This window comes from Vibrio sp. CyArs1 (assembly GCF_022432925.1).
GTDB classification, from domain to species: domain Bacteria; phylum Pseudomonadota; class Gammaproteobacteria; order Enterobacterales; family Vibrionaceae; genus Vibrio; species Vibrio mediterranei.
On record NZ_JAKRBO010000004.1, the window covers coordinates 25,828 to 51,853 of the forward strand.

Annotated in this window: 26 protein-coding genes and 1 other RNA gene; 17 read left to right on the top strand and 10 right to left on the bottom strand. The window is 45.0% G+C overall.

From position 1 onward, the window contains the following. The first annotated feature begins 73 nt into the window (after positions 1-73). Both MMA19_RS13450 and MMA19_RS13455 read left to right on the top strand, forming a co-directional pair. On the top strand, positions 74-970 hold the full coding sequence (locus tag MMA19_RS13450) for a LysR family transcriptional regulator ArgP (RefSeq protein WP_006075602.1): 897 nt from the start codon (positions 74-76) through the stop codon (positions 968-970). A gap of 104 nt (positions 971-1,074) precedes the next feature. Continuing rightward, the gene (locus MMA19_RS13455; protein ID WP_038228953.1) at positions 1,075-1,770 is read left to right on the top strand and encodes an oxidative stress defense protein; all 696 of its coding nucleotides are present in this window, start codon (positions 1,075-1,077) and stop codon (positions 1,768-1,770) included. 45 nt (positions 1,771-1,815) lie between these two features. Here the strand turns inward: MMA19_RS13455 and serA are convergent, their stop codons facing one another. The 5 genes from serA to zapA form a co-directional block, all read right to left on the bottom strand. Beyond that, on the bottom strand, positions 1,816-3,045 hold the full coding sequence (serA, locus tag MMA19_RS13460; RefSeq protein WP_031493620.1) for a phosphoglycerate dehydrogenase: 1,230 nt from the start codon (positions 3,043-3,045) through the stop codon (positions 1,816-1,818). A 291-nt stretch (positions 3,046-3,336) separates the two neighbouring features. Continuing rightward, positions 3,337-3,993, bottom strand: a complete 657-nt coding sequence (gene rpiA / locus MMA19_RS13465; protein ID WP_006075606.1) for a ribose-5-phosphate isomerase RpiA — start codon at positions 3,991-3,993, stop codon at positions 3,337-3,339. A 151-nt stretch (positions 3,994-4,144) separates the two neighbouring features. Beyond that, complete coding sequence (locus MMA19_RS13470) at positions 4,145-4,738, bottom strand: 5-formyltetrahydrofolate cyclo-ligase (protein WP_240206452.1); 594 nt, start codon at positions 4,736-4,738, stop codon at positions 4,145-4,147. 3 nt (positions 4,739-4,741) lie between these two features. Then, a non-coding RNA gene (gene ssrS / locus MMA19_RS13475) (6S RNA) lies at positions 4,742-4,925 on the bottom strand. 1 nt (position 4,926) lies between these two features. After that, a complete protein-coding gene (gene zapA / locus MMA19_RS13480; protein ID WP_240206453.1) occupies positions 4,927-5,238 on the bottom strand; it encodes a cell division protein ZapA in 312 nt (103 codons plus the stop codon). Positions 5,239-5,523: 285 nt separating this feature from the next. Here zapA and MMA19_RS13485 point away from each other — a divergent pair, with 285 nt between their 5' ends. The 3 genes from MMA19_RS13485 to MMA19_RS13495 are packed head-to-tail and all read left to right on the top strand — an operon-like array spanning position 5,524 to position 8,561. Beyond that, positions 5,524-6,105 carry a YecA family protein gene (locus MMA19_RS13485; RefSeq protein WP_006075507.1) on the top strand — a complete coding sequence of 194 codons (582 nt, stop codon included), beginning with the start codon at positions 5,524-5,526 and terminating at the stop codon, positions 6,103-6,105. 32 nt (positions 6,106-6,137) lie between these two features. Further along, a complete protein-coding gene (gene ubiH / locus MMA19_RS13490; protein WP_261359905.1) occupies positions 6,138-7,331 on the top strand; it encodes a 2-octaprenyl-6-methoxyphenyl hydroxylase in 1,194 nt (397 codons plus the stop codon). A gap of 9 nt (positions 7,332-7,340) precedes the next feature. Then, positions 7,341-8,561 (top strand): FAD-dependent 2-octaprenylphenol hydroxylase, encoded by a 1,221-nt coding sequence (locus MMA19_RS13495; protein WP_031494012.1) that lies wholly within the window; start codon positions 7,341-7,343, stop codon positions 8,559-8,561. A 131-nt stretch (positions 8,562-8,692) separates the two neighbouring features. Here the strand turns inward: MMA19_RS13495 and MMA19_RS13500 are convergent, their stop codons facing one another. From MMA19_RS13500 to ygfZ, 3 genes are all read right to left on the bottom strand, one after another. After that, a complete protein-coding gene (locus MMA19_RS13500; RefSeq protein WP_006075511.1) occupies positions 8,693-8,899 on the bottom strand; it encodes a DUF1107 domain-containing protein in 207 nt (68 codons plus the stop codon). Between the two features lie 683 nt (positions 8,900-9,582). Next, complete coding sequence (locus MMA19_RS13505; protein WP_038228967.1) at positions 9,583-10,047, bottom strand: YbaK/EbsC family protein; 465 nt, start codon at positions 10,045-10,047, stop codon at positions 9,583-9,585. A gap of 3 nt (positions 10,048-10,050) precedes the next feature. Then, positions 10,051-11,022: a tRNA-modifying protein YgfZ gene (gene ygfZ / locus MMA19_RS13510; protein ID WP_240206454.1), complete on the bottom strand. Its 972-nt coding sequence runs from the start codon at positions 11,020-11,022 to the stop codon at positions 10,051-10,053. 178 nt (positions 11,023-11,200) lie between these two features. Here ygfZ and MMA19_RS13515 point away from each other — a divergent pair, with 178 nt between their 5' ends. Further along, complete coding sequence (locus tag MMA19_RS13515; protein WP_006075514.1) at positions 11,201-11,461, top strand: succinate dehydrogenase assembly factor 2; 261 nt, start codon at positions 11,201-11,203, stop codon at positions 11,459-11,461. 440 nt (positions 11,462-11,901) lie between these two features. Here the strand turns inward: MMA19_RS13515 and nadB are convergent, their stop codons facing one another. Next, entirely contained in the window at positions 11,902-13,524 is a 1,623-nt protein-coding gene (nadB, locus tag MMA19_RS13520; RefSeq protein WP_006075515.1) for an L-aspartate oxidase, read from the bottom strand. Positions 13,525-13,896: 372 nt separating this feature from the next. Here nadB and rpoE point away from each other — a divergent pair, with 372 nt between their 5' ends. The 11 genes from rpoE to acpS all read left to right on the top strand — a co-directional run bounded on the left by rpoE (position 13,897) and on the right by acpS (position 23,035). Continuing rightward, positions 13,897-14,475, top strand: a complete 579-nt coding sequence (gene rpoE, locus MMA19_RS13525) for an RNA polymerase sigma factor RpoE (protein ID WP_038228970.1) — start codon at positions 13,897-13,899, stop codon at positions 14,473-14,475. A gap of 26 nt (positions 14,476-14,501) precedes the next feature. After that, the gene (locus tag MMA19_RS13530) at positions 14,502-15,104 is read left to right on the top strand and encodes an RseA family anti-sigma factor (protein WP_240206455.1); all 603 of its coding nucleotides are present in this window, start codon (positions 14,502-14,504) and stop codon (positions 15,102-15,104) included. After that, complete coding sequence (gene rseB, locus MMA19_RS13535) at positions 15,101-16,078, top strand: sigma-E factor regulatory protein RseB (protein WP_240206456.1); 978 nt, start codon at positions 15,101-15,103, stop codon at positions 16,076-16,078. The genes MMA19_RS13530 and rseB overlap by 4 nt, the downstream gene beginning before the upstream one ends. Beyond that, complete coding sequence (locus tag MMA19_RS13540) at positions 16,075-16,545, top strand: SoxR reducing system RseC family protein (RefSeq protein WP_124940592.1); 471 nt, start codon at positions 16,075-16,077, stop codon at positions 16,543-16,545. Before rseB ends, MMA19_RS13540 begins: the two co-directional genes overlap by 4 nt. Before the next feature lie 124 nt (positions 16,546-16,669). Next, a complete protein-coding gene (gene lepA, locus MMA19_RS13545; protein ID WP_006075276.1) occupies positions 16,670-18,463 on the top strand; it encodes a translation elongation factor 4 in 1,794 nt (597 codons plus the stop codon). A 101-nt stretch (positions 18,464-18,564) separates the two neighbouring features. Then, on the top strand, positions 18,565-19,461 hold the full coding sequence (lepB, locus tag MMA19_RS13550; protein WP_031493910.1) for a signal peptidase I: 897 nt from the start codon (positions 18,565-18,567) through the stop codon (positions 19,459-19,461). 10 nt (positions 19,462-19,471) lie between these two features. Further along, positions 19,472-20,149, top strand: coding sequence for a ribonuclease III (rnc, locus tag MMA19_RS13555; RefSeq protein ID WP_006075278.1), 678 nt, complete (start codon positions 19,472-19,474; stop codon positions 20,147-20,149). Further along, complete coding sequence (era, locus tag MMA19_RS13560) at positions 20,142-21,131, top strand: GTPase Era (RefSeq protein WP_006075279.1); 990 nt, start codon at positions 20,142-20,144, stop codon at positions 21,129-21,131. The genes rnc and era overlap by 8 nt, the downstream gene beginning before the upstream one ends. A gap of 60 nt (positions 21,132-21,191) precedes the next feature. Further along, on the top strand, positions 21,192-21,896 hold the full coding sequence (gene recO, locus MMA19_RS13565; protein ID WP_006075280.1) for a DNA repair protein RecO: 705 nt from the start codon (positions 21,192-21,194) through the stop codon (positions 21,894-21,896). A 17-nt stretch (positions 21,897-21,913) separates the two neighbouring features. After that, on the top strand, positions 21,914-22,648 hold the full coding sequence (gene pdxJ, locus MMA19_RS13570) for a pyridoxine 5'-phosphate synthase (RefSeq protein ID WP_006075281.1): 735 nt from the start codon (positions 21,914-21,916) through the stop codon (positions 22,646-22,648). Positions 22,649-22,654: 6 nt separating this feature from the next. Further along, a complete protein-coding gene (gene acpS / locus MMA19_RS13575) occupies positions 22,655-23,035 on the top strand; it encodes a holo-ACP synthase (protein WP_006075282.1) in 381 nt (126 codons plus the stop codon). Positions 23,036-23,050: 15 nt separating this feature from the next. Here the strand turns inward: acpS and barA are convergent, their stop codons facing one another. Next, positions 23,051-25,870 carry a two-component sensor histidine kinase BarA gene (gene barA, locus MMA19_RS13580; protein WP_240206457.1) on the bottom strand — a complete coding sequence of 940 codons (2,820 nt, stop codon included), beginning with the start codon at positions 25,868-25,870 and terminating at the stop codon, positions 23,051-23,053. Positions 25,871-26,026 lie beyond the last annotated feature (156 nt).

Genomic DNA, 26,026 nt, shown 5'->3' on the forward strand with positions numbered 1-26,026 from the left:
TAATATTAATGAGAAATAAGTCATACTTATGATGTGTGATTTGTAATCAAAGCGATGAAAAAGAGGGCGATTTATGCGCGGATTAGATTACAAATGGATCGAAGCGTTGGACGCAATTGTTGAGCAACGAAGCTTCGATAAAGCGGCAGAACACCTGTATATTTCTCAGTCTGCCGTGTCTCAGCGAGTTAAGCAATTAGAAAAATGGCTGGCTCAGCCTGTCCTTGTTCGAGAGCAGCCACCAAGACCGACCGCTGTAGGGAAAAAGCTCTTAGGCTTATATCGTCGAGTGCGGCTACTTGAGCAAGAACTGGTGCCAGAACTCGCGGCTGACTTGGGGGATAAACCGCTTTCTGTGTCATTAGCAACCAACGCTGATAGCTTAGCGACGTGGCTGCTTCCGAGTTTGTTTCCGCTTTTGGAAGCGAAACGAGTTGAGCTCAATCTCATTGTTGATGATGAAGGTCGCACCATCGAAAAGCTCAAAAACGGTGAAGTAGTCGGCGCAATAAGTTTAGAGTCGCAATCTATCCCTGGGTGTGTGGCTGACTATTTAGGGCGAGTCGATTATCTTTGTGTGGCAAGCCCAAGCTTTATTAAACGCTACTTCAGCCAAGGAGTGAACCGAGAAAGTTTAATTAAAGCGCCAGCAGTGGCTTTTGACCAACATGATAAGATGCATCAGCGATTTGTTAATCAACACTTTAATATTATGCCGGGCAGCATACTCAAACATACGGTGCGCAGCTCAGAAGCCTTTGTGAAGCTTGCGGTCGCCGGTGTGGCTTACTGTCTTATCCCCAAGTTACAAATTCAAGATGAACTGGCATCGGGGGCGTTAATTGAGCTTACGCCTAATATTTTGCTGTCTCATCAAATTTATTGGCACCACTGGCAACTTGAAAGTGGGGTGCTTGGTGAGGTTTCAGACGCCATTATTAGTCACGCGAGACAGTACTTGCCTCAGTAGTGGAACGTCATGTTTGTGTCAGTGTTTACTTTTTAGGGAACCTATATTCTCAACTTATGCCTAATCTTGAGTATAAAGGTTAAAAACAGAACGAGGATTCTTCAATGAAACGCTCATTTGCACTAGGTACATTAGTCGTTGCCCTGTTTGCTGCGCCAGTTTTTGCTAACCAACCGGATTTCCCTCATATCTCGACCACGGGTTATGGTGAGATAGAGGCAACACCAGATATGGCAGAGTTTTCAGTGCGAGTTGTACAGTCTCAAATGAATGCTGACCAAGCAAAACAAGGTGTTGACTCTGTGGTAGACAAGTTTCTTTCTGGCTTGATGTCTGAAGGCATCGAAAAGAAAGATATTCAGAGCTCAAACCTGTACTTATCGCCTCAGTACCATTATCCAGAAAAAGGTAAACCTGAGTTGGTTGGCTATCGTGCATCGCGTACAGTGACTGTTCAGGTGATGGACTTAGAGAATCTTAATAACTATCTCGATCTTGCGCTTGAATCAGGGATTAACCAAGTTGACAACATTCAACTTAAAGTGAAAGACCAAGGTCAATACCAGGAAGCGGCACGCATGGCGGCCATTAAAGATGCGCAAAGCAAAGCTGCTTCTTTAGCGAAAGGATTTGATCAAAATCTTGGCAAAGTATGGCGCATTGAATATCGTCAACCGATGAACCAACCCGTAGTGATGCGCAGTATGGCGATGGATAGTAAAATGGAGTCTAATAGCTACCAAGACTCGGTAATTACTATTCGTGACCGAGTGGATGTTACCTATCAAATTGGAAAATAAAAAAACGCCCTGACTAGTCAGGGCGTTTTTTTAGCTGTTGTTCGCTTAGTGCAGAATACGAGCTCGTAGTGTGCCTTCAATCAACTTTAGCTTAGCCAGCGCTTCTTCAGAGCGTGCTGTTTCGACATCAATAACCACATAACCGATATCTGAAGCTGTCTGCAAATATTGACCTGCAATGTTGATACCTTCATCCGCAAAGATGGTGTTTATCTGAGTTAGAATACCAGGGCGGTTTTTGTGAATGTGCAATAGTCGTGAACACTCGGTGTGCTCTGGCAGTGATACTTCTGGGAAGTTCACACTTGAAAGCGTTGAGCCATTGTCAGAATATTTCGCCAGTTTTCCAGCCACTTCTACACCGATGTTCTCTTGAGCTTCTTGCGTAGAGCCACCGACGTGCGGCGTTAGGATCACATTGTCGAATTTCATCAATGGAGACTCAAATGGGTCTGCATTGGTCTTTGGTTCTTCAGGGAATACGTCAATTGCAGCCCCTGCAAGGTGACCTGCTTCGAGGGAATCGCACAGAGCAGGGATATCCACCACGGTGCCACGGGCAGCGTTAATGAAGATGGCGCCCGGCTTCATTCTTTCAAACTCAGCGGCTCCCATCATATTCTTGGTTCCTGGGGTCTCTGGTACATGCAGAGAGATAACATCACACTTATTTAGTAGCTCAGTCATGGTATGAACCTGAGTTGCATTACCAAGTGATAGTTTGTTCTCAATATCGTAGAAGTACACACGCATACCTAAGTTTTCAGCAATAATGCCAAGCTGGGTACCGATGTGACCGTAGCCAATGATACCGAGTCGCTTACCACGCGCTTCGTATGAGTTATCGGCACTCTTCTTCCAGATTCCACGATGGGCAAGGGCATTTTTCTCAGGGATACCGCGCAGTAGTAACAGGATTTGACCAAGAACCAATTCTGCAACACTTCGCGTGTTAGAAAATGGTGCGTTGAAAACAGGGACGCCACGTTTCGCAGCAGCATCAAGGTTAACCTGGTTGGTACCAATACAGAAACAGCCGATTGCGACTAATTTGTCTGCGGCATTAATCACTTCTTCAGTCAGGTTAGTTCGTGAACGAATCCCGATAAAGTGAACGTCTTTAACGGCTTCAATCAGCTCTTCTTCTGGTAAGGAGCCTTTATGATAGGTGATATTGGTGTATCCAGCCGCTTGCAAAACTTCTACTGAAGATGGATGTAAACCTTCAAGTAGCAGAATCTTTATCTTATCTTTTTCCAGTGAAACTTTGGCCATTTAACTCATCCTTAACATGGGAAATTCGGGCTTAATTAGCGCACATTTGACAGTGAGAATATCGAGGAGGGAGCTTCCAACTGCTTGAGGCAAACGTTTTCCTTGTGCGTCTTGTGACCAATAAAGTAACAAAAAAGTTGTACGTTGGGTAAGAAAATTACGGAATAAGGCATAATTTTCTTATAGAAAAACGAAAAAACGGCACCTAAGGTGCCGTTTGTAGTCTAATGACGTAATCGCGTTTAATATATTGACCAGCTTTGCTAGGTACTATTAGAACCCGTTTAGTCTTTATTCTTCGATTTTTGCACCTTCTGGAGTGCCAGTAATGATCACATCAGCGCCACGGTGTGCAAATAAACCTACCGTTACCACGCCTGCTAGAGCGTTGATCTTGTCTTCCATATCTTTAGCATCAGTGATTTGCATACCGTGTACGTCTAAAATGACGTTACCGTTGTCTGTAATCACACCTTCACGGTAAACCGGGTCACCACCAAGTTTCACTAGTTCGCGAGCCACGTAAGAACGTGCCATTGGGATAACTTCTACAGGTAGTGGGAACTGGCCAAGAACATCAACGGCCTTAGTACCATCAACGATACATACAAACTTGTCAGAGATAGCGGCTACGATCTTCTCACGTGTTAGTGCTGCACCACCGCCCTTGATCATGTCACGAGTTGGGTTGATTTCATCTGCGCCATCAACGTAAACATCAAGATAAGCCACATCGTTGCAGTCGAAGACTTCAATGCCTAGCGCTTCTAGCTTCTCTGTTGAAGCAATCGAACTGGATACTGCACCTTTGATATCTTCTTTGATTGTGCCTAGTGCATCAATGAAGTGGTTTACAGTTGAGCCTGTACCAACACCAACAATGCTATCTTTTTCGACATACTTTAGTGCCGCCCAACCAGCAGCTTTCTTCATCTCGTCTTGAGTCATGGTTGAATCCCAGTTTTGATTTAAGGTGAAAATGCGGGCGAATTATATATCAATTTCGACGACAAATGCGCTGAAAAAATAGCGATATGACAAAAAACTGCGAAAAACAGCAATCGATTGCTCTATTTCTCTTTGGAGGTGAAGTAGGAAGCTATTTGTTCCAGTACCAGATCTTACTTGGTGTGACTATGGTGGCTAGTGGAATGTCCCATGACTCGCTAGGCAGTGTATCTACTTGTTGGCAATCATGCGCAAGGCCAATAGCAGTCGGGCCTAAATCAGTGTTTTCCCAAGGAGCCAACGTTCGATCATAGTATCCCCCCCCCATGCCTAAGCGTTGACCTGAATCATCAAAGGCGACCAAAGGGGTAAAGATAATATCCAACTCGGACACTGGACAGATAGCTCGCTGATCAAGTTTGGGCTCTAAAATCTTATATTGATTGAGGACTAAAGGCGTATCTTGAGCGTAGCGAAGGAAAAGTAACTGACCTTTTGAGAAGGGGTGAATCACTGGCAAATAGGTTTCGATACCCTGTTGCCAAAACCATTGAATGGTCGGTAACGTATCCAGTTCACCATCTGTGGCTAGGTACAAAGCGACTTTTCTGGCAGTACTAAGGATGCTCAATTCGCCAACTCTTGTCATTAAGTTATTGGCGTGAATGGATTGTTGGTCTTGGTTTATCGATTGGCGACGAGAGCGTACAAGAGTACGTATTTGTTGTCTTGTAGAAAGAGACATTAGGAATACCCCAGAGTGCCGTTGAGGATTGTGGCCCTTGAACCAGCTGGTTCAAGGCGGATCAGCAATGTTAACCGTAGGCTTCTCGGTACGAGCCGAGCTTGCTCAATAGTTATCAAATACTAACCCTTTGGTATTGCTTATCGGCTCAGGGACTTAAATCCACTGACGTACACCCCAGGGTAAAATTAGGTTTGCTGTCCTTGCTTTACTTTACTAATTGCATCTTCTAGAGATGCGGTGAGCTGTTCCATACGCTCGTTCATTTGTGCCACTTCTTGTTGTGACTCATCGCTACGATTATTGAGTTCATACGACATGTTCAATGCAGCAATGGTAAGCAGTTTAAGCTCGTTGGTTACTTTAGTCCTTTGGGACATTTCTTGCAATCGATTATCTAGGTCTTGGGCTGCTTTAATCAGGGTTTCTCTCTGATCTGGGGGGCAATTCACCCGTGTCAGTTTTCCCAAGATTTCGACTTCGACAGCTTGATTTTCCATAATGACAAGAACTCTTTTAAGTATCACCACATTAGGTAATGTTGAGGAAGAAACTATAGGTAAACGAGCATTAAGATTCAAGCTTTTCTGTAGTGTCGGTGCCAATTGCGTGGCTAACAACACACGAAATCGACAATTCGCACAAAAGCTACTCAGAAACGTGTGGGATGGCGTTTTCGCCAGAGGTGGGAAGTGATAGCATTGCAGGTCAGATTCAAAAATCTATGTTATGAATAGCGAGCTTATTCATAAACATGGTGCTAATTCATTGAAACGAGTATTGCTATGAGTGAAACAACACTACCTAATTACATTACGATTGCTACTGAGCTGCAGCAGGCGGGGTTGGCAGTATCGCCAGCGGAACTTCATGGCTTGCTTGTGGGTATGGTAAGTGGTGGATTAGGGCTGAGCGATGACAGCTGGCAGCCACTTATTTTCGATTACACCAATGATGGTATGGGTTGGCCGCAATCCAATTTGGCTACGGCGAAATCTCTACTCGCTTTTTCAATCAAAGAACTAACGGCAGAACAGGGTTTTGAGCTTTCATTGCTTATCCCTGGAGAAGAGGTTGAAGCAAGTGTCTTTGAAATTGCCGATGGTTTGAGTGAATGGGTAAACCACTTTATTTCCGGACTGGGCTTAATTAATGCGCCTCTAAAAAAGGCATCTGCTGATGCCAAAGAAGCGCTTGCTGATTTGGAAGAAATCGCAAGACTGGGCATCGATGAAGATGATGATCTAGAAGAACAAGCTCAGCTGTTAGAGCAGGTAATCGAGCACGTAAAAGCGTGTGCATTGACCATTCATGCTGAGTTTGGCGTAAAACCAAGTAAACCGTCAGAAACACCGACCATTCACTAATTAGTTCGTCCGTCTTATCAAGGAGAAAGGCAGTGTCAAATAAGTATGATGTTGTAATTGCAGGAGGAGCAATGGCAGGGGCTACTCTAGCTATGGCTCTCGACTACTGCAGTAATCATGCGTTGAAGATTGCTGTTATCGAACCATTTCTTTCGGACAGTCAGTCGCACCCTGGCTTTGACGCTCGTTCGATCGCTCTTTCCCATGGGACCGTAGAGATTCTCAAGCAGTATAAGTTGTGGTCGTTGATTCAAGACCATGCCACACCTATTACTCATATTCATGTCTCAGATCGCGGTCACGCAGCCATGACTGACTTCTACGCGGCGAAAGAAGGGTTAAAGGCAATGGGGTATGTGGTCGAACTTGCGGAGCTAGGGCGCCGATTTAATCAAAGACTCACCAGTAGCTCGAACATTGATTTCCTTTGCCCTTGCTCGGTAGAGGATGTGGCTCAACACCAGCATCATGTTGCCGTCTCAGTCAAAGATGAGTCTGGCAGCGTCAGCCTACTTGAAGCAAAACTTCTTGTGGCTGCTGATGGAGCAGACTCAAAGAGCTGTCAAGCTGTAGGTTTAGAGCAGCTGAGTCATGATTTCGGACAAGTTGCGATCATCGCTAACGTCAAAACCAGTGAAGATCCTAATGGTCGCGCCTTCGAGCGTTTCACTGAACATGGTCCGTTAGCCTTGTTGCCTATGTCTGATGAGCGAAGTTCTTTAGTATGGTGTATGACTCCGGAGCGTGCACAGCAAGTCGTGAACCTTCCTGACACTGACTTCTTGTCCCTTCTTCAACAAGAGTTCGGCTGGCGTTTAGGTCGTTTTACTAAGGTAGGGGCGGTTGCCAGTTACCCACTTTTGCTACGTCATCGACCACAAATCGTTAAACATCGAGTCGCGGCTGTCGGTAATGCAGCTCAGACTCTACACCCTATTGCAGGGCAAGGCTTTAACCTTGGGATTCGCGATATTGCGACTTTGGTCGATTCGTTGCTTGAAAGCCTTCAAGATGTAGGTGAATACGCTAATCTAAATAGATTCCAAAGCAATCGCCAGCAAGACCGAGAGCTGACGATCACCATGACGTCTGGGTTAGTACACATATTTTCAAATGACTTTTTTGCCCTTCGATTAGGCCGAAATTTAGGTTTAGGGCTAATGGATAATTTTCCACAGCTTAAGTCGCCGATTTTTAATCGAGCACTTGGAGTTGTGAATAGGTAGTACAGAGATATGCAAAGTTTTGACTTAGCCATTATAGGTGGCGGAATGGTGGGCCTTGCTCTCGCCCGCGCACTGAAAGACACCGATCTGCGAATCGCAGTCGTAGAAGGGAATACTCCAGACAAAGATATTTCAGGAGACCCTGATATCCGTGTCTCGGCACTAAGCCGTGCCAGTGAGACCATCTTGAAAAACCTCGGCGCATGGGATGCAATTCAAAAACATCGCTGTGCTCCTTATTACGCGATGGAAGTGTGGGAGCAGGACAGTTTTGCTCGTATTGAGTTCTCTGCTAGTCAGATGTCTCAACCAGACCTCGGTCATATCGTTGAAAATCGTGTGATTCAGTTGGCCTTGCTAGAGCAGGTTGAAGGACAAAATAACGTGACGCTCTTTATGCCGCATCGTTGTCAGTCAATGGCTGTAGGTGAAAGTGAAGTGTGGATGACGTTAGATAATGGACAGTCATTTACTAGCAAATTGGTAGTGGGTGCAGACGGTGCCAACTCATGGGTGAGAAAGCAACAAGATATCCCACTTACTCATTGGGATTATGGACACAGTGCCCTGGTTGCAAATATATCGGTTGATGACTTTCATGATTGTGTTGCGAGACAAGTGTTTACACCGCAAGGACCGCTTGCATTTTTACCATTAGATGATCGCAGTCTCTGTTCTATCGTTTGGTCAACCGAGCCTCAACGAGCTGAGAAACTTGCCAAAATGTCGGAAGCCGAATTCAACAAAGCGCTGACCGCTGAATTTGATAGCCGCTTAGGTCTTTGCCATGTTAAGTCTGAGCGACGAGTTTTTCCTTTGAAGATGCGCTATGCACGTGACTTTGTTACCGAGCGAGTTGCGCTTGTTGGTGATGCTGCACACACTATCCACCCACTCGCAGGGCAAGGCGTTAACCTTGGATTACTTGATGCTGCTAGTCTGTCACAAGAAATATTCAAGTTATGGCGCGCAGGAAAAGATATTGGCCGCAAGCGCAATCTACGTGAATATGAACGTTGGCGTAAAGCGGAGGCGGCTAAAATGATCGCTGCCATGCAAGGCTTTAAAGACCTGTTTGAAGGTGATAACCCTGCGAAGAAACTTATCCGCGGTATCGGTATGAGCTTGGTAGGACAGTTACCTGGTGCGAAGCAAGAAATTATGAGCCGTGCTTTGGGGATGAGGGGACACCTACCAGAACTAGCAAAGACAGAAGTCAGTCAAAGCTAACCATTGCGTTAAAGATAAAGATTAAAAAAGGGGCAGCTTGGCTGCCCCTTTTAGATGGTTGTAGTTGTTGCCCATCTTGGTGGGCTTAAGTTTAGCGTAGGGTTGTTATCGTTATTTGATTGTAATGTTCTTTATGCATATGCACAGCGGAGTTTCATAACTTCTTGATTTATCTCTTTTACCGCTTGAAAATGACGTTTTTCGGCGCGTTCAGGGATAATCAACTTTCCATTATCAAACTCAAATCCGCCTAAACCATAAATATAGATTCTGCCTCTGAATAGTCGACTCACATGTTTAGCAATCATACCTGGTGTATAGCGCTTAAACAGTCTCATTTAGCCTTCCTTATAATGTTACCTAGCGAACGAATTATAGTTAAAACCTCAATCTAAATGTGTGATAGCACGGGCTTTACGAGCGTGCTGCTACAGCTAAGTGAGCGTTTTGTGGAGCGTTTTGCAATTCCATCGCGATGTCACTATATCTCCGTGATATCTAGCACAAAAGCTTCGATTGGGGTCTTCCATTCTCGATTTTTGCTCTATTTGAATAGCTTAGTATTACAGTGGTATGAATCGAGCTTTTTATTCGCTCTGCAATCAGCAACCTGTATGTTCCATTGACTATTACTAATAGGTACGTATATGTAGACCGAGCAAATCAGAAAAAGTTGTGACGAGGACACACTCTTTTACAAAACCCGGACATGGAGGGGAGAAACTGTGCGAAAGGTAGCAAGTGAACTCAAAAAAAAGCCCGCATAGCGGGCCAAATGTCACAGATGCATTACACAAAAGTGGAGTTACTGCCTGAGCAGAGATTCACTCTAGTGTTGCCACCAAGTAGCCTTGAAGTGCTAACTGGCGACAATATGTACAATACCCCAAAAAAACACCAATGACTATTTATGCTTAAAAAATGTATAAAATCTCAATGCATCTAAGTGTTAAATTAGATCCATTTCACGCTTCTATGATCTAACACGACATTAATTTGCATCGATTGGTTACGGAAACCGCTACCGAGTGATATCCGACCATTGAGGAGAACAGTGAGCAACGAGATCATTGAGCGCTATCTCAAGACCCGCAATGCGTTGCCCGCTGCTGATGGTGACTAAGGTGTTTTGTTTTAATTCATTATCAAAAATGATAGGCATGGGGGTTTTTAACAGCAAGGGAGTGACAGTGCCAATAGTAAAGCCGGTAAGAGCTTCCACTTGTTCACTGGAAACACAGGTCATTCGACGAGTATTCAATAAAGCGCGTACTTTTTTCGGATCCACTTGTTTGTTGCCCTGACAGCAGGCAAGGGCAAGTTGGTTATCCATATCTCGCAGTAACAAGGTTTTGACCATTTTATGAGTTTCGATACCACGCAATTTGGCAGCATCCTCAATGGATACTGCCTCACGGGATTGCATCAAGACTCTATAGGGAATATCACGTTCATCCAGATAGGCAGTTATGCGTGTATCAATCATCCCTTACTCTTGGTCGAGTGGGTAAGGTGGCAGTTCCAGGCTCAAACGACTGTCGGGTTGAGAAGCTAAACGGAACTGAGAATCTTCATCGAGATTGTTGGCAATAACCATAGCGGCAACGAATTCACCATTGCTGTATTGGTAATGTGCCAGTACCTCTCCGGCCTTACGCCAGTTTTCTCCCACTGAACGCTCGATGTCAATAATGTCGTCATCGCTAAGTTGAGAATCGAGTAGACCTCTCACATTTGCCAGCATGCGTTTGTTGATGCCACGATATTTCGCTCTTGCGACGGTCTCTTGACCTGTGTAGCAGCCTTTATTGAAGCTAATTCCATCTAGTGCTTGTAAATTCAAGGCTTGAGGTATGTGTTGATTTTGTTGCCCTGCTTCTAAGATAGGTAGCCCTTGCTCAATATCGAACTTGGTCCATAGTGATTCCGCGACCCAAAGTAACTCAGAATCAGAAGAAAGTAATGATTGCAGGTCATCATCAACTAACAGCATCCAACGCTCATCATTAATTTGAATAGCGGTGCTGCCCTTGTTTTGGCGCACAGCACCAGAGGTTGGGAATTGTTGATCAACCCATTGTTGAGCGCTTTTTCCCATCACACCTATAAGTGCTTTGGTGCTAATAATGAGTTCTACCTTAGAAAAAACGGCATATTTCTTGAGTTCCGTCAGTTCTTTCTCTAGTGCCGATTGAGGTTGAATCATGGCGTATCCGTTCTCAATGTGACACAGTCTAAAAGCACTCCACACTTTACCTTTAGCGTCACAATGCGCTCCAAAGGTGGATTGATTCTGCTCCAGCGAAACCACATCACAGGTAACCTGACCTTGAAGGTAAGACTTACGATCGTCGCCGGTCATTTCGAGAGCACCCCAACGATTCAGTTTGGTAAACAACAAATCGGGTAGTTCTGTGGTAGGTGTTATTTCAATTGCCTGTGTGTTTGGTTGCCAATCCATAGTTCTTGGTCTCGTTGGTAAACATATCACCCATGTTAATCTTCAGGATGGATTTTGTCAGCTGAATGTTGTTGCACGAAATCTTGTGATGAAAGTAGAGTTTGTGTGATGCAGACAGTGGTGAGCGATAAACTTGCTTGTTACACTCGGCCGATATTAGTTGTAGATGGAGAATGGAATGTACTCTAGTGAAGAAAAAGCTCGAATTAAGTGGGCATGTCGTCGGGGTATGTTAGAACTGGACGTAGTGATTATGCCGTTCTTTGAGGAATGCTTTGACACTCTCAACGATCAAGAACAGAAAGACTTTGTCTCTCTGTTAGAGTGTGACGATCCAGATTTATTTACTTGGGTAATGGGCCATGGTCGTAGTGAAAACTTAGGACACGCCTCTATGGTTGATAAAATCGTTGCTCATAACCTCAGCAAGGTCCGCTAAGCTCTTTTCAAGTCATGCAGGTAAGGCTGCGCTCGATAATGCCTACCTGCAGATTCATCCCTCATGTCTCGCTGCGATTATTAATAGTTCACTTACTATTCTAGTATTGGCAGCTTGCATCGCGTCGTCCGCCCCGCTTTTACTCACACTTTACGTCATCGCTATATTCGGTCGGACTTATTGGTTGCATCCTGCCTTAATTGGCCAATTAATTTTGAAGTCATCTTTGGTCACATTAAATAATATCGAGCTTAACTCCCCCCGTTACTTTCTTGCTTTTCGCTACTGGCTTATAGGAATTTATGATCAAGACAATGGCTGGCGCTTAATCTGGCGGGATAGTTGTGATGAGTCGGCGTATCGTCGTTTGATTTTGGTAATAAAAAAGCAGTCACATCAGTGACTGCTTCGATATCATGGTGACGAGATAGGTCCCCAGATCAGACCGTTGGAGCTTGGTCTTGAGGCGATAGTATCGTTGGTCCGCTATTTTCTAACATATCAGGGTAGTCGAGAGTATAGTGCAGTCCGCGACTTTCTTTACGCTGCATTGCGCATCTCACCATCAATTCGGCAACTTGCAGTAAGTTACGCAGTTCAAGCAAGTTATTCGACACTTTGAAATTGCTGTAGTACTCATGTGTTTCTTGTTGCAACATTTGAATACGGCGAAGTGCTCGCTCTAGTCGCTTGTCTGTGCGTACGATACCCATGTAATCCCACATAAATAGGCGTAACTCGTGCCAATTATGTTGAATAATGACTTCTTCATCAGAACAGCTAACTTGGCTTTCATCCCAAGCTGGAAGACCATCAACCAGAGCTGCATCGTCGAATTTCTCTAGAATGTCATTGGCTGCAGCCCAAGCATAGACCACACATTCAAGTAGAGAGTTTGATGCCATACGGTTCGCACCGTGAAGTCCGGTATAACTTACTTCACCGATGGCGTACAACTGTTCAAGGTCTGTTTTACCAGACTTATCCACCATGACACCGCCGCAGGTATAGTGAGCGGCCGGAACGATTGGAATTGGCTCCTTCGTCATATCGATGCCAAGGTCTTGAAGGCGCATATGGATGGTTGGGAAGTGTTTAATAATAAACTCTTCAGGCTTATGGCTGATATCCAAATACATGCAATCTGCACCGAGACGCTTCATCTCGAAGTCGATAGCGCGAGCCACAACATCACGAGGAGCAAGTTCTTCACGCTCATCGAAATCGGGCATAAAACGCGTTCCATCAGGGCGTTTTAAGTAAGCGCCTTCGCCACGTAAAGCTTCCGTCAACAGGAAGTTTCGCGCGTCAGGGTGGAATAGACAAGTTGGGTGGAATTGGTTGAATTCTAAGTTAGCAACACGACAGCCTGAGCGCCAAGCCATAGCGATACCGTCACCAGAAGAGACATCAGGGTTAGATGTGTACTGATACACTTTTGATGCACCACCTGTGGCTAAGACAACAAACTTAGCGCGTACCGTTTCAACGTGCTCTTTATTGCGGTTCCAAATATAGGCGCCAACCACTTTGTCTTTATCACCGCCAACCTTGTCTTCAGTAATAAGGTCTAGTGCGTTGTAGCGTTCGAAGATTTCGATATTAGGATGGCTATTAACGTTATCTTGCAGAGTGGTTTGCATTGCCATGCCTGTGGCATCGGCGGCATGCAGAATCCTACGATGGCTATGACCACCTTCACGAGTCAGGTGATAACGAGGTTCTTCGTCTTTGGCGGTTTCTACTTGGTCAAAAGGAACACCACCATCGATTAACCATTGCACGCACTCTTTCGCATTTTCTGCGATAAACTGAACGGTGTCTTGTTCACAAAGCCCGGCTCCAGCGATATTGGTATCGTTAACGTGAGACTCGATGCTGTCTGTCTCATCGAATACCGCAGCAATGCCACCCTGGGCGTAGTAGGTCGCCCCTTCACTTCTTGGGCCTTTACTTAATACGATAACTTTAGCGCGTTCGGCGACTCGTAAAGCCAACGATAAACCTGCGGCGCCACTTCCTATGACTAAAACATCACAAAGATGCTCTCGGTTTGTGTTCATAATTACTTTAAAATCCTGACCTATCGTAGAGTAAAATCACTCTACCTAGATAAAAGTGCGCGATAGGAAGCTGCATAGACAGCTGGCGAAGGGCACTTGCATCAAGGATTACCTACCTGAGATAACACGTTGAAAAATCGATTGTGTTAAGGAGCTAAGTAATCCATTCTTGTAAATTGACAACATTGTAGTTGACGCCAAATCACATTGTGAATGATTAATGACAAAAAAACTGAGAAAGTTTTGAACTTTCCTATCTGCCTAGAGTCACAATAGTGCTCATGTTAGCGGTGGTGTCAAGACTACAATATGCATAATTAATACTCATATCTGTGAAGGTAAGGGTAATAACGAATAGGAGTGAACGCTCGCATGAACGAGCAGCCGACCGATCAGGTGTTGATTGAGCGCGTTCAAAGTGGAGATAAACAAGCATTTAACCTATTGGTTTTGCGCTATCAAAACAAGGTTTGCAATCTCATATCAAGATACGTGAGCAATTCGGGTGATGTAGCGGATATCGCCCAAGAAGCGTTTATAAAGGCGTATCGTGCGATCCCGACGTTTAGAGGTGAGAGTGCCTTCTATACTTGGTTGTATCGCATAGCAGTGAACACCGCAAAGAATCACATTGTGGCTCAGAGCCGTAGGCCGCCAGCCAGCGATGTTGATGCAGAAGATGCCGAATTTTTTGAAGCCGGTAACGCTTTGAAAGAAATTTCGAACCCAGAGAACTTAACGTTGTCGAATGAATTGAAGCGAACTGTTTTCGCTGCAATTGAAGCGTTACCTGAAGATTTGAAGACTGCAATGACGCTTCGAGAGCTTGATGGTTTGAGCTACGAAGAAATTGCAGAAGTAATGGATTGCCCAGTAGGAACGGTACGTTCGCGTATCTTCCGTGCTCGTGAAGCGGTAGAGAAGAAGATTAAGCCTCTTCTTCAACGCTAAAACTAGTTACAACTATGGTGAATATAATGGCTGACAAACATAAGCTTTCAGCATTCATGGATGGAGACCTGATCGATGACGCGCTTATTGAAGCGTTGGAAAAAGATCAGGAGAGCAAAGAAACTTGGCATAATTATCATCTTATTGGTGATGTCATGCGTGGTGATGAGCCACAAAGTTTAGATTGGAATATTGCTGAAAGTGTGGCGTCTGCGCTCGAAAATGAGCCAGCGCATACGAGTGATATCGTAATGCCTATCGAGTCACAACCTACGCCTTCACAAGCGAAGCGCTTATTACCAGCTTGGATAACACAGTTTGGTCAAGTAGCGGTAGCGGCGTGTGTGTCTTTGGCAGTTATTTTAGGAGTACAGCAGTACTCTGGCCAAGATCCAGCACAGCCTGAAGCTGAGCAATTACCTGTTTTGCAGACTATTCCGTTTGCGGGCAGTGCTGAGCCAGTCAGCTTGACACGTGATTCGGTTGCAAAAAGCTCGAATGAAAGTGTCAACGTGCAAGAACAGCGTCGTCGTATCAACGCATTACTGCAAGATTACGAGTTACAGCTAAGACTAAACAGCGAAGATAATGCTTCGCACTCTGCTGATACAGAATCGGTAATTGAATGAAAAAATTTCTGACCAGTTCATTATTGCTGTTCAGTTTATTTGGTACCCAAGCCTTTGCAGAAGAGTCTTCTGCGGAGGCTTTGTTGCATCAAATGAACGATGCCAGCCAGCAATTGAATTATGAACTGTCCTACATCCTTATCAAAAAGAACAGCATAGAGCCGTTACTTTACCGACACGCGAAAAGCGATACTCAACAATTAGCCCATCTTGTTTATCTAAGTGGTCCAGTAAGAGAAGTGATTCGACGCGGTAATGAAGTCAGTTACATCGAACCGGGTGTCGATCCGTTCACGATTGAATCTGGCAAGATGGTGGCTCCGTTGATGCCTTTACTCAACAGTGATGTAAAGCAGCTGAGTGAATACTATGATTACGTTCGAGTAGGTCGTGCTCGTGAAGCGGGAGCGCCAACACAAGTATTTAGAGTCGTTCCAAAAGATGGACTGCGTTACTCTTATGTATTGTGGGTGGATGAAAAGAGCAAGCTTCCGTTACGTGCTGATCTATTGGATCGTGACGGTGAAATCTTAGAGCAGTACCGTGTGATCTCATATGCGGTGAATGATCATATTGCCACAATGTTGAGCTCGCTTGATGACGTGCAGCTTCCGGCGGTTCTATCACTACCGAAAGGTAATATTGAGCAAACATTTTGGCATGTGGGTTGGGTTCCCAATGGTTTTCAACCTAAAGATCTTAATCGCTACCGTATGCTAGCAACTGAAGATGTGGTTGAGAGCCAAATGTTCACTGATGGTTTGTTCAGCTTTTCGGTCTATATCTCTGATCGTGATAGTAATTCTCTAAAAGGTCAGTTGATCCGCCAAGGCCGACGTACGGTTCATAGCATTGTTCTTAATGACAAACAAATTTCAGTCGTTGGTGATATCCCTCCTGCCACAGCGCAGCGTATTGCACAATCTGTTACACTTAACAAAGTAAATAAGGCAGATGAAGGCATTACCCCATGATGACCGCACTCGCGACGGTGACCTCGGTTGAACCCCAGGGTCACCAGCTCCACGTTGAACTAAGCTGTGATCAGCAAACCAGTTGTAGCTCCTGCCAGTCAAAGAGTAGTTGTGGAACTGGTATTGTTAGTAAAGCAGTGGGTAAGAAGCAACTTCATTGGCAGCTTGCTACGTCTAAACCTGTAAAGGCAGGCGATGTGGTTGAAATTGCGTTTCCGGAAAAGAGCTTACTTCAATCCGCAGCGTTGATTTACCTACTACCACTGCTGTTTTTGTTCATTGGAGCTATTGTGGGTCAATTGTGGTTAGCGCCATTATTAGGTGCTGGCGAGCTGGTGGTCATACTGACTTCAGCGTGTTTTGCTTTTATTGGCTTTAGGTTAGCCAAAAAGTGGGTTACCCCAATGGAGCGAGCTTCTTTCCAGCAAGTGAAGTTGGTCAGAGTGCTTGGTGAGTCGATTCTCTAGCCCATTGTCTAAATAAGGTGCGAACCGCATCGAAATTGGGTAGAATCTGCCAACTTAATTGAAATGCGCGTTTTTTCCGCATTTTCTATTCCTTTTTGTTTAAGAGTTTAGCTACATCAAATCTATGAAGCACATTCGTAACTTTTCGATTATCGCCCACATCGACCATGGTAAATCAACCTTGTCGGACCGTTTGATCCAGGTTTGCGGCGGCTTAAGCGACCGTGAAATGGCGGCCCAGGTTCTTGATTCTATGGACCTAGAGCGTGAGCGCGGTATTACCATCAAAGCTCAGAGTGTTACTCTGGATTACACGGCGAAAGATGGGGAAACCTATCAGCTAAACTTTATCGATACTCCAGGGCACGTAGACTTCTCGTATGAAGTATCTCGTTCTCTAGCCGCTTGTGAAGGTGCGCTTCTTGTTGTTGATGCGGGCCAGGGTGTGGAAGCACAAACACTGGCGAACTGCTACACAGCCATTGAAATGGAGCTGGAAGTTGTTCCTGTATTGAACAAAATCGACTTACCAGCTGCGGAACCAGAGCGTGTCGCTGAAGAGATCGAAGAAATTGTTGGTATCGACGCAATGGAAGCAGTGCGTTGTTCAGCAAAAACAGGCCTTGGTGTTGACGATGTTCTAGAAGAAATCGTCAAAGCGATTCCTGCGCCAGAAGGCGATCCAGAAGCGCCACTTCAAGCACTGATTATTGACTCTTGGTTCGATAACTACCTTGGCGTAGTTTCTTTGGTTCGTATTAAAAACGGTAAACTGAAGAAAAACGACAAGATCAAAGTGATGAGTACTGGTCAAGTTTGGGGTGTAGACCGTTTAGGTATCTTCACACCAAAACAGATTGATACGACAGAGCTCAACACCGGTGAAGTAGGCTGGGTTGTTTGTGGTATTAAAGACATTTTAGGTGCGCCAGTTGGTGATACGCTGACTACCGCGAAAAACGGTTGTGAACAAGCGTTACCTGGTTTCCAAAAAGTGAAACCACAGGTTTATGCAGGTCTGTTCCCAGTCTCCTCTGACGATTATGAGAACTTCCGTGATGCACTTGGTAAGCTAAGTCTAAACGACGCATCTCTATTCTACGAGCCAGAGAGCTCTGCAGCACTTGGTTTTGGTTTCCGTTGTGGCTTCTTGGGTATGCTTCACATGGAAATCATCCAAGAACGTCTAGAGCGTGAATACGATCTGGATCTGATTACAACAGCTCCAACCGTAGTCTACGAAGTAGAGAAAACCGACGGTTCACTTCACTACGTGGATAGCCCAGCTAAGCTACCTGCTACCAATGATATTGAAGAGATTCGTGAGCCAATCGCACGCTGTAATATCTTAGTGCCGTCGGACTACCTAGGTAACGTGATTACATTATGCGTTGAGAAACGTGGTACTCAGGTTGATATGGTTTATCACGGAAACCAAGTTGCGGTGACTTACGATATTCCGATGGCAGAAGTGGTATTGGACTTCTTTGACCGTCTAAAATCAACGTCTCGTGGTTATGCATCACTGGACTACAACTTCCAACGTTTTGAAGCGTCAAACATGGTACGTGTTGACGTGTTGCTGAACGGTGACACAGTTGATGCATTGGCGATCATCACTCACAAAGACCAATCACAAAGTCGTGGTCGTCAGCTTGTTGAGAAGATGAAAGAGTTTATCCCTCGTCAGATGTTTGATATTGCGATTCAAGCGGCAATTGGTAACCACATCATCGCGCGCTCTACCGTTAAGCAGCTACGTAAAAACGTAATTGCAAAGTGTTACGGTGGTGACGTGAGTCGTAAGAAGAAGCTGTTGAAGAAACAGAAAGAAGGTAAGAAACGTATGAAGCAGATCGGTAACGTCGAGCTGCCACAAGAAGCGTTCCTTGCAATTCTGCACGTTGGCAAAGACTAATTCTTTGTTTTACGACGACATAATTTAAGTTTGAAGTGAAAGTGCCGTTGTGGTGCTTTCACTTTCGTTATTTTTATAGATACGAAAATTAAGGGAATGAAATGGCAAATACCTTCTCATTGATCCTCGTCATCGTGACGTTAGTGACAGGTGTCGTTTGGGTGCTGGATAAGCTCGTATTGAGAAAAAAACGTGAGCAAAAGCTCGCGGATATCCAAGCTCAAGCTACCCAAATCGATGAAGCAACCGCAAACAAAGCTGTTGCCCCATCATGGTTTGTTGAGAACAGTGTTTCTATTTTCCCTGTTATCGCCTTTGTTTTGGTATTGCGTTCATTCATTTATGAACCATTCCAAATTCCATCTGGTTCGATGATGCCTACGCTTTTGGTTGGCGACTTCATCTTGGTTGAGAAATATGCTTATGGTCTAAAAGATCCAGTATGGCGTACTCAGCTAGTTGAAACCGGTAAACCAGAGCGTGGCGATATTGTGGTATTTAAATACCCACCTCAGCCAAGCATCGACTACATCAAGCGTGTTGTTGGCTTACCAGGTGATACTGTTCGATATAGCGCGCGTAAGGATATTTGCATCCAAACCAAAGGTACATCGACGTGTAAACCGGTGAAGCTATCCAATGTGGAAGATAGCCCATTTGTACAAAATGGTATCCCTCTGATTCAGATGGATGAAAAGCTGGGTAAAGTGGAACACCAAATCTTGGTTAACCCTTTGCGTCGTGACCGTGTTGACCAGTATCAACCACGTAACGGTGTGAATGAATGGGTGGTTCCAGAAGGCCATTACTTTGTAATGGGTGACAACCGCGATAACAGTGCTGACAGCCGCTACTGGGGATTTGTGCCAGAAGGTAACTTAGTGGGCAAAGCTGTTGGTATCTGGATTAGTTTTGAATTTGAACGTGGCGCAGATAGCATTCTGCCTACATGGATCCCAACCGGTGTAAGATTTAATCGCATCGGTGGAATAGACTGAACGAGAGAGCATGAATTCTTCTATTGAACGATTAGAAAAAAAGCTCGGCTATCATTTCAATGATAGCGAGCTGCTCATGTTGGCGCTGACTCACCGTAGCGCCAATGGTAACCATAATGAACGACTAGAATTTCTGGGCGATTCAATTTTAAGTTTTGTCATCGCTGACGATCTTTATCACCGCTTTCCTAAAGTGAATGAAGGGGATATGAGTCGAATGCGTGCCACCTTAGTGAGAGGGAATACTCTGGCTGAACTAGGGCGCGAGTTTGTCTTGGGAGATTACTTAAAATTAGGTCCAGGCGAATTGAAGAGCGGTGGTTTCCGTCGTGACTCAATTTTAGCGGATGCCGTTGAAGCGATCATTGGCGCGATTTATCTCGACAGCGATGTAGAGATGGTTCGTAAAATTGTATTGAGCTGGTATATGACTCGCTTAGAAGCAATTAAGCCAGGTGTTTCCCAAAAAGATCCAAAAACTCGCTTACAAGAGTTCTTACAAGGTCGAAGAAAACCACTACCAGTCTATACAGTGACTAATATTAAAGGGGAAGCGCATAACCAAGAGTTTACCGTTTCCTGTGAAGTGGCAGGTGTGGATGAACCTGTTATCGGTCGAGGCACCAGTCGCCGCAAGGCAGAACAAGCGGCTGCGGAACTGGCTTTAGAGAAAGTGACCAATGTCTGATAAACCTGAGTCTGAACAAGAATTCGATATTGATGCATACTTTGCATCATCTGGCGAAGCGACAACCAGCGCAGAAAACCAACACTGTGGTTTTGTTGCGATTGTTGGTCGTCCAAATGTAGGTAAATCAACGCTGCTAAATCATATTTTAGGGCAAAAGATTTCCATCACATCGCGTAAACCGCAAACCACTCGTCACCGTATTATGGGTGTCGATACTGATGGGGATTACCAAGCGATTTATGTGGATACGCCAGGGCTACATATTGAAGAGAAGCGAGCGATTAACCGTTTGATGAATCGTGCAGCTAATAGCTCATTGAGTGATGTGAACCTAGTGTTATTCCTAGTTGATGGCACTCACTGGACTGATGATGACGAAATGGTACTGAATAAGCTGCGTAAGTCAGACTTCCCAGTCATCCTATGTATGAACAAAGTCGATAACGTGAAAGATCGTAACGACGTAATGCTGCATATGCATGAGCTGTCGAAGAAGATGGACTTCGTGGATGTAGTGCCTATTTCTGCCAAACATGGTAAGAACACAGATGTGCTTCGTAAGCATGTACGCGAACATCTACCTGAAGCGGTACATCATTTCCCTGAAGAGTATGTCACGGACCGTTCTCAGCGTTTCATGGCGTCAGAAATCCTGCGTGAGAAACTCATGCGTTTTACGGGTGATGAACTGCCTTATTCAGTGACGGTTGAGATTGAGCGTTTTGATTACAACCCAGACACTGATGGCTTCCATATCAATGCTTTGATTCTTGTTGAGCGTAACGGCCAGAAGAAAATGGTTATTGGTAAAGGCGGCGAAAAGATCAAGACGATTGGTCGTGAGGCTCGTCTAGATATGGAAGAGCTGTTCGATCGTAAGGTTTACCTTGAGACTTGGGTAAAAGTGAAATCGGGCTGGGCTGATGATGAGCGTGCTCTGCGTTCATTGGGCTATATCGACGATATCGAAAACAAATAATACTATTAGGTAGCGAGGACGCTGAGCGTCCTGCTCCGAGACCTTAGACAAGATAAAGTTATGGATGGATTACAACGCTGTTTTGTTTTGCATCGAAGACCCTACAGTGAGTCGAGTCTTATTCTTGACGTATTCAGTGAAGAGTATGGTCGAGTTACGCTTTTGTCTAAAGGTGCTAGAAGTAAGCGCTCCAACCTTAAAGGGGCGCTGCAACCTTTTACCCCTCTCCTGTTAAAATGGTCCGGCGGCGGTTCCATGAAGACCCTTCGTCAAGCTGAAGCCATCAGCCTTGGGTTACCTTTATCTGGTATCAACCTTTACTCAGCTATGTATGTGAACGAACTCATTGCCCGTGTTCTCGCCAGTGAAATCCCGTTTCCCGCTTTATTTCATGACTATCTTCAAGCTTTAACAGAACTGGCTCACAATACCAATCCTGAGCCCGCTTTACGGCGATTTGAACTCGCTCTCCTTTCTGCAATGGGATACGGTGTAGACTTCCTTCACTGTGCCGGAACAGGTGAACCTATTGAGCCAACGATGACTTATCGTTATCGAGAGCAAAAGGGGTTCATTGCTAGTGTGCGTAAAGACAATCTCACCTTTCTCGGTGAGGAATTGATTGCCATCAGTGAGCGTCGTTTTAACAGTAAAACACAGTTACAAGCGGCAAAACGCTTTACACGCATAGCATTAAAGCCGTATCTTGGCGGGAAACCATTAAAAAGCAGGGAGTTGTTTCTTCCGAGACTGAAACAGCTCTGACCATGGAGTAAACATCGATGAGTTCTATCCTTTTAGGTATCAATATTGACCATATCGCTACGCTACGTAATGCGCGCGGTACTAAGTATCCAGACCCAGTTCATGCTGCAGAGATTGCCGAGCGTGCCGGCGCTGACGGTATTACTATTCACCTTCGTGAAGACCGTCGCCACATCTTAGATCGTGATGTACGCATTTTGCGCGAAACACTACAGACTCGTATGAACTTAGAGATGGCGGTCACCGATGAGATGATCGATATTGCCCTAAAAACTCAACCTGAGTTTGTTTGCTTAGTACCTGAAAAACGTGAAGAATTGACGACCGAGGGTGGGTTAGATGTAAAAGGTCAGCTTGAAAAAATCAAAGCGGCAACGGAGAAGTTGTCTGCAGCAGGCATTAAAGTGTCGCTATTTATTGATGCCGACCGTGAGCAGATTGATGCCGCTAAGGCAGCAGGTGCACCATTCATTGAACTGCATACTGGTCATTATGCGGATGCAGAAACTGAAGAAGATCAGCAAGACGAACTGAAAAAAATCGCGGCTGGCGCAAGCTACGCTGCGGATATCGGCATCACAGTGAATGCTGGTCATGGTTTGACTTACCACAACGTTGCACCTATTGCGGCATTGCCTGAGATTTATGAGTTAAACATTGGTCACTCTATCATTGGTCGCGCGGTATTCGATGGCCTACATAAAGCCGTTGCAGATATGAAAGCGGTCATGGAATCGGCTCGTCGAGGTTAATGAATAGTGGCAATTCAAGGTCTAGGTACCGATATCGCAGAAATTGAACGTGTTGAGAAAGCCTTAGCGCGTTCAGGCGAGGCGTTTGCGCAGCGTATTTTGACCGATAATGAGTTGGTTCAGTTTCAGCAATTGAAACAGCAAGGTCGCTTTCTTGCTAAGCGCTTTGCTGTAAAAGAGGCGGCATCAAAGGCATTGGGGACCGGGATTGCTCATGGTGTGACTTTCCAAGATTTTGAAGTCTCTAATGACGAAAACGGCAAGCCAATACTCACCCTGACAAAAAAAGCCGCAGAAATTGCGGCTTCAATGGGTGTGACGTCCAATCATTTGTCTATCTCTGACGAGCGTCACTACGCTGTCGCTACCGTCATCTTCGAAAGCTAAACGATAGAACCTAACCTAGTCGTTAGGTTCTCTATTTCCCTTCAAGTAAAGCTCAGACGTTTTTAGCACTTTTTCCATTTCATCTTGCAGTTCAAAGAGCTCTGGCTCGATATCTTCTAAGCTGTCGCCAGCGCGCAAGGCTTTCTCTATGGTCGCGCAGATAGATTTAAGTCTCGGCACGCCGCAATAAGAGCAACTGCCATGCAATTTGTGGATTAGATGGATAACCTGTTCCTTATCATCGAAATCAGTGTCCAACACTTGCTCTGAAAGTGCATACACTTCAGGGATAAAGTCCACTAACATTTGCAGCATATCGACGGCTAAGTCTTCTTTGTTAGCGGCTTGTTTGAGTGCCGCTCCCCAATCGATCACCAAATTAGTTTCCGTTTCCGCTTTAGGCTGAATGTTTGGCTCATCAGATGTTATGTCTACTTCATTTGGAGCAACGAAATCCAAGCTGGCATCAGTGTCATGATTGCGAACTGGTACCCATTTGTTGAGTACTTGCAATAACATTTTTTCATCGATAGGTTTGGTGAGGTAGTCGTCCATTCCTTCAGATAAAAGTCGGTCTCGTTCACCCGTCATAGCGTGTGCAGTGACGGCGACAACAGGTGTCTGGCTGTTCTGCTGGGTCTCTTTAATTAGTTTGCAGGCAGTAACCCCATCCATGTGAGGCATTTGAATGTCCATAAATACCATATCAAAGTGCTGCTCTTGGGCTTTCTCAACCGATACTTGGCCGTTGGTGCAAGAGACCACGCTCTCAACACGCTCCGACAATAATGCTGTAATGAGCTTGAGGTTGGCAGGGTTATCATCCACTGCCATTACGGTGAGTGCGCGCTTTTCGGTAGACTCAACTTCCATAACAGGTGCGAGTATTGCTGGCTGTTTTTCCACTAACGATTGCAGCAACTTCTTACGTGATAATGGTTTGGTTAAGCACTGTACTTGATGGGTTTGCATCAAGTAGTCAGATAGGGCGAGCTGGGTGCTGGCAGTACCGATGATGATGTTTGATGTAGCTTCCTGACAACGGGTGATCCAACTTTCAATCACCGTCAATGGCACTTCTTCATTGGTAGGCAAACACAAAATGATGTAGTCGAACGCTTCCACTTTATCTGGCAACGTTGAGCGATAGGTCACCATAACCCCTTCATTAGTAAGGGTCTGTTGTAATACCGATGCCGCTTGCATATTTGGTTCAATCAGTAGTAGTCGCTTGTTATGGATGACCGCAGGATCGATAAGGTCGATCATTGGAATATCTGTAGAGTTCAGTTTAACCGTAAACCAGAATGTTGAACCTTGGTGCAGGCGGCTGGTTAAGCTAATTTCACCGCCCATTTGTCCAACTAGCTTTTGGGTAATAACCAAACCAAGTCCAGTACCGCCATAACGTCGAGAGATACTGGCGTCCGCTTGACTGAAGGCTTGGAATAACTGCGCTTGTTGTCGCTCTGAGATACCAATACCTGTATCGCGAACCATAAACTGCAGTTCAACACGGTCTTCTTTCTGAGATTTGAGTTCAACGCTGATATCAATGTTGCCACGCTCAGTAAACTTGATGGAGTTACCCACAAGGTTGGTCAAAATCTGTTGAATACGAAGTGGGTCACCAACAAGGCCGCTTGGAATTTTCGAGTCAACTTTTAAGGTTAGTTCCAAGCCTTTTTCATGGGCACTGGTTGCTTGAAGGGCGACAACTTCCTCAAGACTGTCTTGGAATTCAAATGGAATATTCTCAAGTGCCAGTTTACCGGCTTCGAGTTTGGAGAAGTCTAAAATGTCATTGATGATGTTAAGCAGGTTATTTGCCGATTTCTCAATGGTCTGTAGATAGTCTGTTTGACTGTTGGTCAGCTGAGTTTTCAGCATCTGACGAGTAAAACCAATTACACCATTAAGTGGGGTTCTTAGCTCATGAGACATGTTAGCAAGGAACTCTGACTTCACTCGTGCCGCTTCTTGCGCACGCTTTTTGGCGATATCCAATTCAACGTTTTGAATTTCAAGCTGTTCTAATGTCTCACGTAGATCGGACGTTGCTTGGTCGATACTGTGCTGCATTTCTACATGATATTCGGACAGCGAGACTGCCATGGCATTGATACCATTTTTCAACGAGTCCAGCTCGCCGTGCATTTTGCCTTCGATACGAACATCCAAGTGACCACGACGAATACGGTCTACCATATTTTTCATGTGAGAAATTGGACGCGTCACATCGTACATCAAACGGTAGGCAAAGATTCCCGATAGGATAAGACCAAGAACAAGGACTAGAATCGCAGAGAAGACTTCCTGATATTGTTGTAAACGCAGTGAAGAAAGGTCGAGCTCTACAGCGATATAACCGAGCGTCTTATTGGTTGAGGTCAATTCTCGCGTATCTGATACCAGCTGACTTTCAGCTAGAATAGGGGCTCTCAAAATTAACGTATTGTCGTGAATTTCGTAGGAGCTTAAAAAAGGAATCGGCTGATCTTTCGGGTAGGTTAACGTATCAAAGTTGGGATGAAAGTTTGAGGTTACAAACAGCTCATGAGAAGCATCGAATACCGCAATACTGCGAACGAATTTAGAATTCTTACGGTGGGCGTAACTAATCAGGCGTCTAACCGATTCACGACTTTGGTTGATAAGACCTTGTTCACTGGCAATCGCCAGCGGTTCAATAATGCTGGAGCCGGCGTTAAGTACTTGTGATTCTAGGTCGTGGTAGCGATTGTAAGAGAAGAAGGCACTCAAAAGGAGACCGATAATTAAGGTCGGTGCCAAAGTCAATGTGATTACGCGAGCGCGCAGGCCGTATCTTGTCATTTTAATTCGAAGTCATTATTTGCCAACAGAGTTACATCTGCTGGGTGGATATGGGACAATAGCCAGTATTGCATCCTCAAGATGACGTAAGCTTAATCAAAGCAGCGCTGTTCGACAATCATTCAAATAAAGAATAGTGAAACTCTAACAAATTTT